This window comes from Pseudomonas sp. R3-57 (assembly GCF_051132065.1).
Taxonomy (GTDB): Bacteria; Pseudomonadota; Gammaproteobacteria; order Pseudomonadales; family Pseudomonadaceae; genus Aquipseudomonas.
Map to the genome: position 1 here is coordinate 2,243,329 of NZ_CP071655.1, position 16,687 is coordinate 2,260,015.

The 16,687-nt window shown below is 60.4% G+C and carries 13 protein-coding genes; 3 read left to right on the forward strand and 10 right to left on the reverse strand.

Annotation, left to right across the window (positions count from 1 at the left end; all coding sequences use genetic code 11):
* Nucleotides 1–16: 16 nt before the first annotated feature.
* Entirely contained in the window at nt 17–1,168 is a 1,152-nt protein-coding gene (locus J3P93_RS10285; RefSeq protein WP_434597090.1) for a M14 family metallopeptidase, read from the reverse strand.
* Between the two features lie 481 nt (nt 1,169–1,649).
* Nucleotides 1,650–1,988 carry a DUF6124 family protein gene (locus tag J3P93_RS10290; protein ID WP_434597091.1) on the reverse strand — a complete coding sequence of 113 codons (339 nt, stop codon included), beginning with the start codon at nt 1,986–1,988 and terminating at the stop codon, nt 1,650–1,652.
* A 131-nt stretch (nt 1,989–2,119) separates the two neighbouring features.
* On the opposite strand from J3P93_RS10290, the gene J3P93_RS10295 reads away from it, so the two are divergent.
* Entirely contained in the window at nt 2,120–2,779 is a 660-nt protein-coding gene (locus J3P93_RS10295) for a LexA family protein (protein ID WP_434597092.1), read from the forward strand.
* Nucleotides 2,780–2,818: 39 nt separating this feature from the next.
* On the opposite strand, the gene J3P93_RS10300 is transcribed toward J3P93_RS10295, so the two are convergent.
* The 4 genes from J3P93_RS10300 to J3P93_RS10315 form a co-directional block, all read right to left on the reverse strand.
* A complete protein-coding gene (locus J3P93_RS10300) occupies nt 2,819–4,768 on the reverse strand; it encodes a biotin carboxylase N-terminal domain-containing protein (protein WP_434597093.1) in 1,950 nt (649 codons plus the stop codon).
* A complete protein-coding gene (locus J3P93_RS10305; RefSeq protein WP_434597095.1) occupies nt 4,768–5,583 on the reverse strand; it encodes a gamma-carboxygeranoyl-CoA hydratase in 816 nt (271 codons plus the stop codon). Before J3P93_RS10305 ends, J3P93_RS10300 begins: the two co-directional genes overlap by 1 nt.
* A gap of 122 nt (nt 5,584–5,705) precedes the next feature.
* Entirely contained in the window at nt 5,706–7,313 is a 1,608-nt protein-coding gene (locus tag J3P93_RS10310) for a carboxyl transferase domain-containing protein (RefSeq protein ID WP_434597097.1), read from the reverse strand.
* 12 nt (nt 7,314–7,325) lie between these two features.
* Entirely contained in the window at nt 7,326–8,489 is a 1,164-nt protein-coding gene (locus J3P93_RS10315; RefSeq protein WP_434597099.1) for an isovaleryl-CoA dehydrogenase, read from the reverse strand.
* A 298-nt stretch (nt 8,490–8,787) separates the two neighbouring features.
* Here J3P93_RS10315 and J3P93_RS10320 point away from each other — a divergent pair, with 298 nt between their 5' ends.
* Nucleotides 8,788–10,485 (forward strand): AMP-binding protein, encoded by a 1,698-nt coding sequence (locus J3P93_RS10320; protein ID WP_434597101.1) that lies wholly within the window; start codon nt 8,788–8,790, stop codon nt 10,483–10,485.
* A 658-nt stretch (nt 10,486–11,143) separates the two neighbouring features.
* Here J3P93_RS10320 and J3P93_RS10325 read toward each other — a convergent pair.
* From J3P93_RS10325 to J3P93_RS10335, 3 genes are all read right to left on the reverse strand, one after another.
* The gene (locus tag J3P93_RS10325; RefSeq protein ID WP_434597103.1) at nt 11,144–12,043 is read right to left on the reverse strand and encodes a hydroxymethylglutaryl-CoA lyase; all 900 of its coding nucleotides are present in this window, start codon (nt 12,041–12,043) and stop codon (nt 11,144–11,146) included.
* 142 nt (nt 12,044–12,185) lie between these two features.
* Entirely contained in the window at nt 12,186–12,584 is a 399-nt protein-coding gene (locus tag J3P93_RS10330) for a MerR family transcriptional regulator (protein ID WP_434597105.1), read from the reverse strand.
* Between the two features lie 188 nt (nt 12,585–12,772).
* On the reverse strand, nt 12,773–13,702 hold the full coding sequence (locus J3P93_RS10335; protein ID WP_434597108.1) for a LysR family transcriptional regulator: 930 nt from the start codon (nt 13,700–13,702) through the stop codon (nt 12,773–12,775).
* 166 nt (nt 13,703–13,868) lie between these two features.
* Here J3P93_RS10335 and J3P93_RS10340 point away from each other — a divergent pair, with 166 nt between their 5' ends.
* Nucleotides 13,869–15,098 (forward strand): acyl-CoA dehydrogenase, encoded by a 1,230-nt coding sequence (locus tag J3P93_RS10340; protein WP_434597111.1) that lies wholly within the window; start codon nt 13,869–13,871, stop codon nt 15,096–15,098.
* A 127-nt stretch (nt 15,099–15,225) separates the two neighbouring features.
* Here the strand turns inward: J3P93_RS10340 and J3P93_RS10345 are convergent, their stop codons facing one another.
* Nucleotides 15,226–16,560, reverse strand: a complete 1,335-nt coding sequence (locus J3P93_RS10345) for a substrate-binding domain-containing protein (RefSeq protein WP_434597113.1) — start codon at nt 16,558–16,560, stop codon at nt 15,226–15,228.
* Nucleotides 16,561–16,687: the final 127 nt, after the last annotated feature.

Sequence of the window (16,687 nt, forward strand, 5' to 3'; positions counted from 1 at the left end):
CCGCGAGGGCAGGGGATCAGCGCAGGATATCGACCATGTCGGCAACGGTCGTCAGCACATCCTTGCCCAATTGTTTCGAGCGCTTGCCCGACCAGCCGGTGATGTTGTCGGGGTGGTCGTCGTGATCCTTGAACGGCATTTCCAGTGTCAGCGACAAGCAGTCGTATTTCTGCCCGACGCTGTTGCAGGCCAGGGTCATGTTGGCCTGGCCCGGTTCGTCGCGGGTGTAGCCGTATTGGGTCTGGAAATCCCTGGTGGTGTGCTTGAGGTGCGTGCGGAAGTGCTCCTCGAGCTTTTCGAGGCGCGGCGTGAAGCCCGGATTGCCTTCGCAACCGGCGGTGAAGACGTGGGGGATTTCCTCGTCGCCGTGTACGTCGATGAACAGATCGACGCCATACTTTTCCATTTGCTGCTGTACGAAAAGTACTTCGGGGCTGATTTCCTGACTGGCGTTCTGCCAGGCGCGATTCAAGTCCTGGCCCATGGCGTTGGTGCGCAGATGACCGTGGAAGGCACCGTCCGGGTTCATGTTTGGCACCAGGTACAGATCGGCGCTGGCCAGCAGTTTGTTCAGCACCGGATCGTCGTGTCTTTCCAGGCGCTCGATCACGCCTTCCATGAACCACTCGGCCATGTGCTCGCCCGGATGCTGCTGAGCGATGATCCAGACCTTGCGCTGGCTTTCGCCGCCGTTGCCTTTGCGCAGTAACTGGATGTCACGGCCTTCGACGCTCTTGCCCGTGGCCAGCAATTGCGTGCCGGCCTTGCTCAGCGCCTGCTCGATCAGCCAGTCGTGGCGGCCGCGGCTGTAAGGTTCGAAATAGGCGAACCAGGCGTGGGTCTGGGTGGCTTCGAGGCAGAAACGCAAGGAGTCGCCTTCGAAAATGCTCGGAATGCGGAACCAGTTGACGTGATCGTAGGACGCCACGGCCTGGTAGCCGGTCCACGCTTTGTTATACGAAGACTGGCTGGCGTTGATCAGCCGGAACCAGTGTTCCTGACCGACATGCAGACCGCTGGCCTTGAAGTGGAACCATTGAAAATGTGCACTGCGGGTATCCGGGCGAATTGCCAGAACCGGGCTGAGCGGATTGCTGAGGTCGATGACTTGAATGTTGCCGCTGTCGAAATTGGCGCTGATGTCGAACGAGGATTTGGCCACGGGCATGATCGATTCCTGAATAGGATTTTTATGGCCGTCACTTTACACGCAGGCTGGGTTGAAACCGAGGGGAATTGCGGGGGGGTGTAGCGGGGGGCGTCCTCCGTGACGCGCAAGCAGCTTAGAGAGTGTGCGAGTGATTCTCAAGTGCTAATTGGCAAAGTTTGCCCCAATGTGGCCGGGCTTGGCTTGTCATCCGATATTCTTTTGATATTATCCGCGCCATCGAATACGCAACACCCACAGACTTCATTAGCCTGAAGCCATAAGCCCGAAAAATGGGCAAAAAAAGACCCGGCAAAAAGCCGGGTCAAAAACCGTGATTAGCCTGATGAGGAGATAGTCCAGAAGACCGACCTAAGGTCTCTGGTCCATCGACTGATCTCGCGACCAGCTGCTTGCAATAATAATCATTATCATTTGCAAGTCAAATGTTTTTATCCGCGCGATTGGAAAATTCTTTCCCGTCCGTCTCAGTCTGCGTTGCTCAGGCTTCTTCGCCATCGAGCGAATGGTCGACCATCGCCCGCGCCATATCCACCATGTGCACCACGGAAAACGCCAGGTCGCGACTCGCGCCTTGCAGGGTTTCTGCGGCCTTGAACGCCGTCGCCGCCGCACAGCGCAACAGGTCCGAAGCATGCACCAGGGCTTCTTCACCGCTGAGGTGACGTTTGACGTCGAAAAAACGCTCATCCGCGTCGGGTTCTGACACAGCCGGTTTCAAGTAATAGTCCAGCGCCCGCTGCGCTGCCGCGTTGCCTTGAGGCGAAGTAAACGTGGTGTCCATTTGCAGATCGGGCAAGTCTTTGCTGCTGATGGTCATGATGACGAGGCACTCCTTGTTCGATTGAGAATCCGTCCTTTCAGCATAGTACTGTGCGTAGTTGTGACTAGAATTTAAATACTACAATTTGTGTTTTGCCGGCCGAAGGCGCGGACAGTAAGGTGCTGCACATGGAAAAATGGATTGAGTTGGTCAAGGCCAAGATGAGTGAACTCAAAATCACTCAAACAGAGCTCGGAGAGCGCGTCGGCATGTCCCAGGGCGGGATCGGTCATTGGCTGAACAAGCGTCGCGAACCCGGTGTCACCGAGATGAACCGCGTGCTGCAGGCGCTGGGTCTGGATTTTCTCGAAGTGGTGCTGGTGATTCGTGAGCCGCAAGTCATGCCGGAGGACGAGATGCCGCTGGCGCAGAAGTACAACCCGTACTTCCGTTATCCGGTCAGCGACTGGCAGACGACATGCGAGGTGCGCGAAGGCGACCCGGCGTCCTACACGCAGGCGTCCGCTAAACAGCGCTTCGAACTCACCGATTACCACGCACGCGGCGCGGCGTTCTGGTTGACGGTAGCGGGGGATTCGATGACCGCGCCGACCGGCCAGAGCGTTGCCGAAGGCATGCTGATTCTGGTCGATCCGGCGGTTGAGGCGGTGCCGGGCAAACTGGTGATTGCCCAATGGCCCGACAGCCCGGAAGCGATTTTTCGCAAACTCGACGAACAGGGCGGCCAGCGTTACCTGGTACCGCTCAACCCGACGTGGCCAAAAGCCGTGTTGACCGACGAATGTCGAATCATCGGCGTCGTGGTGCAGGCCACGGCGCGTTACTAGTCAGATCGATCCTCGCCAGGCGTAGGATCGATCCTTTATTTACACAGCTTCAAGTTCCACCAGCGTGCTGCCTTCGCCGACCATTTCGCCTTCCTGGCAATACAGCGCTTTGATCACCCCGGCATGCGGCGCGCGAATGCTGTGTTCCATTTTCATCGCTTCGAGTACCACCAGTTGCGCGCCAGCTTCAACCGCTTGCCCGGCCTCGACCAGCACGCGGACGATGCTGCCGTTCATCGGCGCAGTCAGACCGCCCTGATGGCTGTGACTGGCGTCGACGGCGCTGATCGGGTCGTAGGTTTCGACACGTCGTAACTCGCCGTCCCAATGCAGGTACAGCGCATCACCTTGGCGAATGGCGCGCAATGCGCGGCGCACGCCAGCGTCGTCGATGATGAGTGCTTCGCCGCTCAGTCTGGCGTTGCCCGTGCCATCCAGCGTCACGGCTCGATCCTGACCTTCGCAACTCAGATGCAGGGTCGTTTCCGGTGGCAAGCCTGCGCGCAAACCGCTGTTGATTGACCACGGCGAAGCCAGGTCATCCTCACGCGTACGCTGCGGCAGACTCTGCGCCAGCGCTTGCGCGGCCGCGCTCCAGAACGCATCGCTCAACGGTTGCGGCGCTGGCAGCAGTTGCTCCTGGTAACGCGGAATAAACCCGGTATCCAGTTCAGCCGCAGCAAACGCCGGATGCGCAATGATCCGCCGCAAGAAGTTGATGTTGGTCTTCAAACCGCCGATGGCAAATTCGTCGAGCATACTCAACAAGCGCAATCTGGCCTGTTCGCGGTCCTCGCCCCAGGCGATCAGTTTGCCGAGCATCGGGTCGTAGAACGGCGATATTTCATCGCCTTCCTCGACCCCGCTGTCAACGCGACGTCCCGGTCCGGCGGCGGATTCGCGATACAGCGCCAAACGGCCGGTCGCGGGCAGAAAACCATTCGCCGGATCTTCTGCATACAGGCGAACTTCAATCGCATGGCCGTTGAGCGGCACCTGCTCCTGAGTGATCGGCAGTGCCTCGCCACGGGCGACGCGAATCTGCCAGGCCACCAGATCCAGACCGGTGATGGCTTCGGTAACAGGATGTTCGACCTGCAAACGCGTGTTCATCTCCATGAAGAAGAATTCGCCGCGCGCATCCAGCAAAAACTCCACGGTGCCCGCGCCGACATAACCGATCGCCTGCGCCGAGCGCACGGCCGCTTCGCCCATTGCCCGCCGCAGTTCCGCGGACAGACCGGGTGCCGGGGCTTCCTCGACGACTTTCTGGTGACGTCGTTGAATCGAGCAATCGCGCTCATTCAGATACAGGCAATGGCCATGCTGATCGGCGAAAATCTGGATTTCCACATGCCGCGGCTTGAGCAGGTATTTCTCCACCAGCATCCGTGAGTCGCCGAACGACGACTGCGCCTCACGCTGCGCCGAGGCCAGCGCCTCGGCCAGTTGACTGACGTCCTCGACCACTTTCATGCCTTTGCCGCCACCGCCGGCGGTGGCTTTGAGCAGCACCGGATAACCGATGCGCTCGCAGGCTGCGCGGAAAGTCTCGAGGTCCTGCGCTTCGCCGTGGTAACCCGGCACCAAGGGCACACCGGCCGTTTCCATCAGCGCCTTGGCGGCGGATTTGCTGCCCATGGCGTCGATGGCCGAGGCGGGTGGGCCGAGGAACATCAGCCCGGCCGCTTCGATGGCGCGGGCGAAACCGGCATTCTCGGAGAGAAATCCGTACCCTGGGTGAATCGCCTGCGCGCCGCTGGCCTTGGCCGCCGCGATCAGCTTATCGATCTGCAGATAACTGTCGGCCGCTTTGCTGCCGCCCAGATCGACGCGGATGCCCGCTTCACGGCTGTGCCGCGCTTCGCGATCGGTGGCGCTGTGCACCGCGACCGTGGTCAGGCCCAAGGCTTTGGCGGTGCGCATGACGCGGCAGGCAATTTCGCCACGGTTGGCCACCAACAGAGTGGTGAGAACGGGTGCGCTCATCAACGCGGCTCCTCGGTGGTGGTAATGGCTTGCCAGCTCGGCGGACGTTTTTGCAGGAAGGCGCGCAAGCCTTCCTGACCCTCGGGACTGACGCGAATGCGGGCGATGGCGTTTTCGGTATAGCGGCGCAGCGCCGGGGTCAGCGCGCCATGGCCGACTTCACGCAGCAAGTCCTTGCTGGCGCGCATGGCCGCCGGGCTGTTAAGAAGCAGGTTGTCGACCCACTGTTCAACCTGCTGCTCAAGCTCGGCTGCCGGATAACTTTCCGACAGCAAACCAATTTCCCGCGCCCGCTGCCCGCCGAAGCGTTCGGCCGTCAGCGCATAACGCCGCGCCGCGCGTTCGCCGATCGCCTGGACCACGAACGGGCTTATCACCGCCGGCGCCAGACCGATGCGCACTTCCGACAGACAGAACTGCGCATCATCGGCACCGATCGCCATGTCACAGCAGCTGATCAGTCCCAGCGCGCCACCGAATGCGGCACCTTGCACCACGGCCAAGGTGGGGATTTTCAGCTTGGCGAGGTTGTACATCAGCTCGGCCAGCTCGCGCGCGTCGTCGAGGTTGGTGTGGTAATCGAGCTCGGCCGATTGCTGCATCCACGCCAGATCAGCGCCGGCGCTGAAATGCTTGCCACGCCCGCGAACCAGCAGAAAACGCAGGCTGGCGTCGCTGGCAACTTTGTCCAGAGCGAGGATCAGCTCGCGGATCATCTCGGCGTTGAACGCGTTGTTTTTCTCGGCGCGGTCGAGCCACAGGGTGGCGAAACCACGCGGGTCGCTTTGCAATTCGAGGGTGTTGAAGTCGCTCATATTCATCCGTCTCCACGGCTTCTTGTAGGAGTGAGCCTGCTCGCGAAAGCGATGTATCAGGCGATGCATTCGCTACCTGATAAACCTGATTCGCGAGCAGGCTCGCTCCCACAAAAAAAGCATTACATCCGGAACACGCCGAAGCGGCTCGGTTCGATTGGCGCGTTCAGCGACGCGCAAAGGGCCAGGGCCAGCACATCGCGGGTCTGCGCCGGGTCGATGACGCCGTCGTCCCACAGCCGTGCGCTGGAATAGTAGGGGTGACCCTGCTCTTCGTACTGGTCGAGAATCGGCTGCTTGATCGCGCTTTCCTGCTCGGCACTGAAGGCCTGACCACTGCGTTCCGCCTGCTCACGCTTGACCTGCACCAGCACACCGGCGGCCTGTTCGGCACCCATCACGCCGATGCGCGCGTTCGGCCACATCCACAGGAAACGCGGGTCGTACGCACGCCCGCACATGCCGTAGTTACCGGCGCCGAAGCTGCCACCGATGATCACCGTGAATTTCGGCACCTTGGCGCAGGCCACCGCGGTCACCAGTTTGGCGCCGTGCTTGGCGATGCCACCGGCCTCGTATTTTTGCCCGACCATGAAACCAGTGATGTTCTGCAAAAACAGCAAGGGAATGCCGCGCTGACAGGCCAGCTCGATGAAGTGCGCGCCTTTCTGCGCGGCTTCGGCGAAAAGAATGCCATTGTTCGCCAGAATCGCGATCGGGTAACCGTGCAGATGGGCGAAGCCGCAGACCAGGGTGGTGCCAAACAGCGCCTTGAATTCATCGAACACCGAACCGTCGACCAACCGTGCAATCACTTCGCGCACCTCAAACGGCTGCTTGGCGTCGGCCGAGACCACGCCGTACAACTCATCGCTGGCGTACAGCGGCGCGATCGGCGTGCGCTGCTGCACTTCGCCGAGCTTGCGCCAGTTGAGGTTGGCGACGCTGCGGCGGGCGAGGGCGAGGGCGTGTTCGTCGCTCTCGGCATAATGGTCAGCCACGCCGGAGGTCTTGCAATGCACATCGGCGCCGCCGAGATCTTCGGCGCTGACCACTTCACCGGTGGCGGCTTTAACCAGCGGCGGGCCGGCGAGGAAAATTGTCGCCTGGTTGCGCACCATAATCGCTTCATCCGCCATCGCCGGCACGTACGCACCGCCTGCGGTGCACGAGCCCATGACCACGGCGATCTGCGGGATGCCCATTGCGCTCATGTTGGCCTGATTGAAGAAGATCCGGCCGAAATGCTCGCGGTCAGGAAACACTTCATCCTGACGCGGCAGGTTGGCGCCACCCGAGTCCACCAGGTAGATGCACGGCAGACGATTCTGCTGGGCGATGGTCTGTGCGCGCAGGTGTTTCTTCACGGTCAGCGGGTAGTACGAACCGCCTTTTACCGTGGCATCGTTGGCGACAATCATGCACTCGACGCCTTCGACCCGGCCGATCCCGGCAATCACCCCCGCCGCCGGCACGTCCTCGCCATACACCGCGTGAGCGGCCAACTGGCTGATTTCCAGAAACGGCGAGCCCGGATCGAGCAAACGGTTGATGCGCTCACGCGGCAGCAATTTGCCCCGCGAAGTATGCCGTTCCTGGGCCTTGGCGCCGCCACCCTGTGCGACTTGGGCGAGCAACGTGTGCAGGGCGTCGACCTGTTTGAGCATCGCCGCGCTGTTGGCGGCGAACTCGGCTGAACGTGGATTGAGCTGAGTGTGCAGGATAGCCATGATCAGCTCCGGTTAGCGGGTTTCATTGAACAGTTCGCGGCCGATCAGCATGCGTCGGATCTCGCTGGTGCCAGCGCCGATCTCGTACAGCTTGGCGTCGCGAAGCAGGCGGCCTGCCGGGAATTCGTTGATGTAGCCGTTGCCGCCGAGAATCTGGATCGCGTCCAAAGCCATTTGTGTGGCGCGTTCGGCGGTGTAGAGGATCACCCCGGCGGCGTCCTTGCGCGTGGTTTCGCCGCGCTCGCAGGCCTGCGCCACCGCATAGAGGTAGGCGCGGCTGGCGTTGAGCTGGGTGTACATGTCGGCGACTTTGCCCTGGATCAGCTGGAACTCGCCGATGCTCTGGCCGAACTGCTTGCGGTCATGGATGTACGGCACGATCAGGTCCATGCACGACTGCATGATCCCGGTCGGCCCGCCGGAGAGCACCACGCGTTCGTAATCGAGGCCGCTCATCAACACTTTCACGCCGCCGTTGAGCACGCCGAGAATGTTCTCTTCCGGCACTTCGACATCATCGAAAAACAGCTCGCAGGTGTTGGAGCCGCGCATGCCCAGCTTGTCGAACTTGTTGCTGCGGCTGAAGCCTTTCCAGTCGCGCTCGACGATGAAGGCAGTGATGCCGTGCGGGCCTTTTTCAAGATCGGTCTTGGCATAAATCACGTAGGTGTTGGCGTCAGGACCGTTGGTGATCCAGGTTTTGCTGCCGTTGAGGACGAAACGATCGCCGCGCTTGTCGGCGCGCAGTTTCATCGAAACCACGTCGGAACCGGCGTTCGGCTCGCTCATCGCCAGCGCACCGACGTGTTCGCCGCTGATCAGTTGCGGCAGGTATTTGCTTTTCTGTTCGTGGTTGCCGTTGCGGTTGATCTGGTTGACGCAGAGGTTGGAATGCGCGCCGTAGGACAACGCCACCGAAGCCGAGCCGCGGCTGATTTCTTCCATCGCCACCACGTGTGCGAGGTACCCCAGGCCAGCGCCGCCATATTCTTCCGGGACGGTGACACCGAGCAGGCCCATGTCACCGAACTTGCGCCACAGGTCGGCGGGGAACAGGTTGTCGCTGTCGATTTGCGCCGCACGCGGGGCGATCTGGTCTGCGACGAAAGACTGAACCTGATCGCGCAGCATATCGATGGTTTCACCGAGGGCGAAGTTCAGGGATGGATAGCTCATGCGGCACCTTTTGGCTTTTTTGTAGTGGCAGTGAAAACGGTCGGTCAGTTATCACCTTTACGTTAACGTAAGCCTGCGACGAATGACTGTCAATCACACTTTACGTTAACGTCAACTTGGGCGAGAGTAGGGCCATTCACGATTGAAAAGCGGAGTGCTTTCTGTAGGAGTGAGCCTGCCCGCGATGGCGTCAGAACAGTCATCATCACCGTCGACTGATAAATCGCCATCGCGAGCAGGCTCACTCCTACAGGGGTAACTTCGGTACACCCACTAATAAAGACAAGAAGGGGTCATCATGGATCAACCCATTGCCGCACCGCAGCGCAGCTACACCCGTGGTTCGCAGGACAAGGCCTTGCTCGCGCTGACCATCGGTCAGCAGTTCGACGCAACCGTCGCGCAACACCCGGACGGTGAAGCGCTGGTGGTCCGCCACCAGCAGTTGCGCTACTCCTGGCGGCAACTGGCCGAGGCAGTGGATGTGCATGCCCGGGCGTTGCTCGCGTTGGGCCTGCAAGCCGGCGACCGGCTCGGTATCTGGGCGCCGAACTGCGCGCAATGGTGCATCACCCAGGTGGCCACGGCGAAAATCGGCGTGATTCTGGTCAACATCAACCCGGCCTATCGCAGCGCCGAGCTCGAATACGTGCTCAAGCAATCCGGTTGCCAGTGGCTGGTTTGCGCCGGGGCGTTCAAGACATCCGACTACCACGGCATGTTGCAAGGGCTGCTGCCGGAACTGGCGGGGCACGCCACCGGCCAATTGCGCAGCGAGCGCCTGCCGGATCTGCGCGGGGTGATCAGCCTCGATGCGCAGCCGCCGCGAGGTTTTCTGCCATGGTCGCAATTACCTGATCTCGCACAGCGCGTCTCGCCCGAGCAACTGCGCGAACGCGGTAACAGCCTGCACTTCGATCAACCGGTGAACATTCAGTACACCTCCGGCACCACCGGTTTTCCCAAGGGCGCGACCCTCAGTCACTACAACATTCTCAATAACGGTTACATGGTCGGCGAAAGCATCGGCCTGACCCCGCGTGATCGGCTGGTCATCCCGGTGCCGCTCTATCACTGCTTCGGCATGGTCATGGGCAACCTCGGCTGCATCACCCACGGCAGCACGATGATCTACCCTAACGACGCCTTCGATCCGCTGCCGACCCTGCAAACCGTCGCCGAAGAACACGCCACCGGCCTCTACGGCGTACCGACGATGTTCATCGCCATGCTCGATCAGCCGCAACGCCGCGAATTTGATCTGTCGAGCCTGCGCACCGGGATCATGGCCGGCGCAACGTGCCCGATCGAAGTGATGCGCCGGGTCATCAGCGAGATGCACATGAGCGAAGTGCAGATCGCCTATGGCATGACCGAAACCAGCCCGGTGTCGCTGCAGACCGGGCCGAACGACGAGCTGGAATTGCGCGTGACCACCGTCGGCCGCACCCAGCCGCAACTGGAAAGCAAGATCATCGACGAGGCCGGCAACCTCGTGCCGCGCGGCACCATCGGCGAACTCTGCACCCGCGGTTACAGCGTGATGCTCGGCTATTGGAACAACCCGCAAGCCACCGCCGAAGCCATCGACGAGGCCGGCTGGATGCACACCGGTGATCTGGCGAGCATGAACGAGGCCGGCTACGTCAACATCGCCGGGCGTAACAAGGACATGATCATTCGTGGCGGCGAGAACATTTATCCGCGTGAGCTCGAGGAGTTTTTCTTCACTCATCCAGCGGTGGCCGACGTGCAAGTGATCGGCATTCCCTGCTCGCGCTACGGCGAAGAGATTGTCGCGTGGATCAAATTCCACCCCGGCCACAGTGCGTCCGAGCTGGAGTTGCAGGCCTGGTGCAAGGAACGCATCGCGCACTTCAAGACGCCGCGGCACTTCAAATTCGTCGAGGAGTTTCCGATGACGGTGACGGGGAAGATTCAGAAATTCAGGATGCGTGAGATCAGTATCGAAGAGCTGCGCGAACAGCAGCCCTGACACAAATCCCTGTAGGAGTGAGCCTGCTCGCGATAGCGGTGTGTCAGTCGATGCACTTATTGACTGACACACCGCTATCGCGAGCAGGCTCACTCCTACAAGGGATTTGGGGTGAATTCAGGAATCACAGAAAGCACAAAGGGGAGCCAAAGCTCCCCTTTAATTTGTCGTTGCGTGCTCTTTTTTATTATTGAGGGTCGGTCTGTTGTTGTTTTTGGCAACCGTGGCCCTTTACCGCTGTTTTTGGCGACCCCCATCCGGGGTCAAGAGCAAACGTATTTTTTTGAGCGCTGATCTGCTTTCTCGTTTAACGATCCAACCGATTCGGGAGCTACCTGAAGGTAGTTTTATTGTTCTCTGCCCGGTTGCGGGTCACTCCTGAGAGCACCCTGAAAAGCACACCTTCTCCAAAAAAATCTGTTAGCTGCGTCTCTGCCGTGTTGTTTTTGTTATGTCAGAGTCGTTTCGTCTTGTTTTTATTGGTTTGCGGCTTTTTATTCTTGTTATGCAATAGAGATAGCAGGTGTCGTGCCAACTTTTAAAAAACCTTTAAAATCAACAGCTTGAAATTTTCAGGTTTTTTCAGCGAGGGCAAAGCCAGACAATTTGTTTCCGTGTTACTCGCTTTTCCCCACACCAGGAACTCAGCGGTAACACCTCACTGTGCGCTGCGCGCCTTGGCCACGCGCGAACCACTCGGGCGGCCGAGTACCGTGCTGATCTGCCGGCCCGCGACAATCAAGGCGTCCAGGTCGATACCGGTCTCGATGCCCAGGCCGTTGAGCAAGTACACCACGTCTTCGCTGGCAACGTTACCGCTCGCGCCTTTGGCGTACGGGCAGCCGCCGAGGCCGGCGATCGAGCTGTCGAACACCGCGATGCCTTCGAGCAGGCTGGCGTAGATATTGGCCATGGCCTGGCCGTAAGTGTCGTGGAAGTGCCCGGCGAGTTTTTCTCGTGGCACCTGCGCCGACACCACTTCGAACAGGCGGCGAGTCGCGCCTGCGGTGCCGGTGCCGATGGTGTCGCCCAGCGAAACTTCGTAGCAGCCCATCGCGTACAGCTCGCGCGCGACCATCGCTACTTGCTCCGGCGCGACCGTGCCTTCGTACGGGCAGCCGAGCACGCAGGAAACGTAACCGCGCACGGTAACGCCGTGCTGCTGCGCCGCTTGCATGATCGGCGCAAACCGCGCCAGGCTTTCGCTGATCGAGCAATTGATGTTGCGCTGCGAGAACGCTTCGGACGCGGCGGCAAACACCGCGACCTCCTTGACCCCGGCTGCCAGCGCATCTTCGAAACCGCGCAGATTCGGCGCCAGCGCACCGTAGGTCACGCCGGGCTTGCGCTGAATCTGCGCGAACACCTCGGCAGAGCCGGCCATCTGCGGTACCCACTTCGGTGAGACGAAACTGCCGACTTCTATATAGCCAACGCCAGCGGCGCTCAAGGCATCAACCAGCTGCACCTTGTCGGCGACGCTGATCGGTTGGGCTTCGTTCTGCAGGCCATCGCGCGGGCCGACTTCGATCAAGCGTACTTGGGAGGGGAGGGACATGGACTCACCTGTTCTTTTGAATTCGAGGAGATTCCTGTAGGAGTGAGCCTGCTCGCGATAGCGGTGTGTCAGTCGGTATATTTTTTCACTGATACACCGCTATCGCGAGCAGGCTCACTCCTACAGGGGGATGTGGTGTTTGTCAGATCGCCTGCTGGCTCTTGAGTGTCTGCTCCAATGCCTGCACGCAGCGCTCTTCAGCGGTATCGAGTTCGAGCTTCATCTGTTCGATGTCCAGCAATTGCTGCTCGAGCTGTTCGCGGCGTTCGGCAATTTTTGCCAGCATGCTGTTGAGCTGTCTGGTGTTACCGCTGGACGGGTCGTACAGCTCGATCAGCTCGCGGCATTCGGCGAGGGAGAAACCGATGCGCTTGCCACGCAGAATCAGCTTCAGGCTGACCTTGTCGCGCGGCGAGTAGATGCGTTCCTGGCCACGGCGCTCGGGGCGCAGCAGGCCTTGTTCTTCATAAAAACGGATGGCCCGCGTGGTAATGTCCAGCTCGCGGGCGAGGTCGGAAATGCTGTAGGTCTGGCTGCTCATGAAAGCGCTCGGAGAAGGGGCATGGCGCTAAGCTAATGGCGTGTTGACGTTTACGTCAAGCGGGATAAGTTTGTGGTGGGGTTGATAGCCTCTTCGCGAGCAGGCTCGCTCCCACAGGGCCTGCGACATGCACAAAACCAATGTGGGAGCGAGCCTGCTCGCGAAGAACGATAACGCGGTCTAAAGCCCTACACCTTATCCAGCTTCTTCTCCTGCGCCGTGACCTGTTGGCATAACTCGATCATCTGCTCGCGCATCCAGCGATTCGCCGGGTCCTGATCGGTGCTCTCATGCCAATAAAGGTGCGTTTCCACCGACGGCACATCATTCACCGGCAAATTGAACGATTGCAGGTCATGGCGTCGGGCAAAGCGTTCCGGCACGGTCATGACCATGTCGGTCTGCTGCATCACTTGCGAGGCCATCAGATAGTGCTGCGAGCGCAGGGCGATCTTGCGTTGAATGCCCATTTTGCCCAGCGCCAGATCGACATAACCCAGCCCGCTGCGGCGGCTGGAAATGTGAATGTGGGTCAGCGACAGATAATCATCCAGCGAGAGTTTTTCCTTGCTCGCCATGGGGTGGCCCTTGCGCATCGCGCAGACGTAACGGTCGTCCATCAGCTTGACGTGGCGCACCTGCGGGTCAGTGTTGAGCGGTGCGTCGACGGCGAAATCCAGACGCCCGGCGGCCAGTTCCTTGGTGGTTTCCCGGCGTTTGGACAGAAAGCTTTCAATGATCACCGTCGGCGCCAGTCGGCGTAAGCGCTGAAACAAGGGCGGCAGAATGATCGCTTCTGTGAGGTCGGTCATGCTGATGCGGTAGGTCTTCACCGCTTGCGCCGGGTTGAAAATGCGGCTTTCCTGCACCGATACGCGCAACAGCGACAGGGCGTTGCGCACCGGGCCAATGATGTTCTGCGCCATCGGCGTCGGCACCATGCCCTGCGCCGTGCGCACGAACAACGGATCGTTGAAGGTTTCGCGCAACCGTGCCAACGCGTTGGACACCGCCGGTTGGGTGATACCGACAATCTGCCCGGCGCGGGTCAGGTTGGCTTCGGTGTAGATCGCGTCAAAGACGATGAAAAGGTTGAGGTCGACCTTGCTCAGATTCATAACGCGGCATCTCTTGTTATTTGGGCGATGTGAGGGCTGGCTATCAGCCGATCATATATCGGTGATGAATGTTTATACACGCCGAGAATAGGCTAGGTAAATTATCAGCGCTGTTCTAGCATCGATTGCATGACCTGAACAACCTCCACCAGAGAAGGTGCTGCCCATGGATTTCGCTTATTCGCCCAAGGTTCAACAACTGCGTGAGCGCGTGACCGCGTTCATGGACACTTACGTTTACCCGGCCGAAGCCGTGTTCGAGCGCCAGGTTGCCGAGGGCGATCGCTGGCAGCCAACGGCAATCATGGAGGAGCTCAAAGCCAAGGCCAAAGCCGAAGGCCTGTGGAACCTGTTCCTGCCGGAATCGGAACTGGGCGCCGGCCTGACCAACCTTGAGTACGCACCGCTGGCGGAAATCATGGGCCGTTCGTTGCTCGGGCCGGAGCCGTTCAACTGCTCGGCACCGGACACCGGCAACATGGAAGTGCTGGTGCGTTACGCCAACGAAGAGCAGAAACAGCGCTGGCTCGAACCGTTGCTGCGCGGCGAGATCCGCTCGGCGTTCGCCATGACCGAACCCGACGTTGCCTCTTCCGACGCGACCAACATGGCCGCCCGTGCGGTGCGCGATGGCGACGAGTGGGTGATCAACGGCAAGAAGTGGTGGACTTCCGGCGCCTGCGACCCACGCTGCAAAATCCTGATCTTCATGGGCCTGAGCAACCCCGATGCACCGCGTCATGCGCAGCACTCGATGATCCTCGTGCCGGTCGACACCCCCGGGGTAAAAATCGTCCGCCCGCTGCCGGTGTTCGGTTACGACGATGCGCCGCACGGTCACGCCGAAGTGCTGTTCGACAATGTGCGCGTGCCCTATGAAAACGTTCTGCTCGGTGAAGGTCGCGGTTTCGAAATCGCCCAGGGGCGTCTCGGCCCGGGACGGATTCACCACTGCATGCGTTCGATCGGCATGGCTGAGCGTGCGCTGGAATTGATGTGCAAACGTTCAGTCAGCCGTACCGCGTTCGGCAAACCGCTGGCGCGTCTGGGGGGCAACATCGACAAGATCGCCGACTCGCGGATGGAAATCGACATGGCGCGCCTGCTGACGCTGAAAGCGGCGTACATGATGGATACCGTCGGCAACAAGATCGCCAAAAGCGAGATCGCGCAGATCAAGGTGGTCGCGCCGAACGTCGCTTTGCGGGTGATCGACCGCGCGATCCAGATGCATGGCGGCGCCGGGGTCTCGAACGATTTCCCGCTGGCCTACATGTACGCCATGCAACGCACCCTGCGCCTGGCCGACGGCCCGGACGAAGTGCACCGCGCGGCAATCGGCAAGTTCGAAATCGGCAAATATGTGCCGAAGGAAATGCTGCGCAGCGAGCGCTGATCCGGGACCGCACCCGATCGTTCCCACGCTCTGCGTGGGAATGCATCCCGTGACGCTCTGCGTCACAGTGGACGCGGAGCGTCCATGGCGGCGTTACCACGCAGAGCGTGGGAACGATCAGTGCTGGTCAGTACACCCAAACCTCAACCCGCCGATTCCGGATCCGCCCCTGATCCGCATCATTCGCCGCCACCGGCATCAACGCACCGAAGCCGCGCACCTCGCGCAACACCACGCCGTTCTTGACCAGCTCGCGACGCACCGCCATCGCCCGCAGCTTGGACAGCAGGTCCGCACGCGCCGGGTCATCCTTGGCATCGCCGAAGCCGACCAACGTCACCGCACGCTCGCTCTTGTCGTGGCGCTTTATATAGTCGAGCACCCGCGCCATATCCTGGCGGGCCTTGTTGTCCAGGCTCGCGCTGCCTTCCTCGAAACGAAAATTCACCGTCAGACGCTGGGCATGCCGGCTCAGTGCCTGATAGCCCTCGGGCATCAGCGCATTCGGCGCCACGCTCATGGCGTGCACGGTCTGGCTGACAAAACCATTGGCCGCGACAATCTGCTGACCCTGACGACTTTGCGCAAAAATGACCAAGGCTTTCCCCCAGGGATTCTGGCTCTGTGGCGGCAGATAGAAGAACAATCGCCGCGACAACGGATAATCCTCCGTGGCAATCAGGCTGCCGAGGGGCAGCATCGGCAGTGATGCGCCGTCGCTGATGGCCACGGCTTTGGCCTGGCGCACATAAGGCAGACCGATAAAACCGATGGCCTGCGGATCGCTGCTGACCGCATCGGATAATTGCTCGCTGGATTCGAAACGTTTCGCTGCGCTGTTCAGACTTTTCCCACTATGGCTGAGGACCAGTTCCTTAAACGTGTCGTAGGTGCCGGACTGGTCATCGCGCGCATACAGATGTATCGCGCCGCCACGCCCGCCGAGCGCTTCCCAGGTTTTCACTTCGCCGGCAAAGATCCGCGCCAGTTGCTCGGTGTCCAGTTGCTGCAATGGATTGTCGGGATGAACGATGATTGCCAGGCCATCAATGGCGATGACCTGCTCGGCGCCCGGGCTTTTCAGATCGCCCAGTGCTTGCAGGGCCTGCAACTCGCTGTCCTTGATCTCGCGGGAAGCGGCGGCGAGGTCGGCGCTGGCGTTTTTCAGGGCGACGAAACCGGTGCTGGAGCCGTGCGCGGCCACTTCGATCACCACGCGCTGACCTTCGGCGGTCTGGCCGACGATGCGTAGTTCATTGGCGGCGTCCGGGGTTTCGCGGTGGATTTTCAACAGGCCTTGTTCCTGCAACAGACCTTCCACCAATGCCGGGCCGAGTTCGGCGCCGATGGTATTGGACCCCTGAATGCGCAGGGCCGGGCCGTTTTCCGGCAAGGGCAGGGCAGCGGCGCAGACCGGAAGCCAGGCGCTCAAGAGAAAAACGCACAGAACACGCAGGATCATGCCGGCACCGAATCAAGCCAAGGGGATTGCCGGGGAGATTAAGTCAGGCGCATGACCAAAAGATGACAGCGGACCCCTGTAGGAGTGAGCCTGCTCGCGATAGCGGTGAATCAGTCGACATAGATGT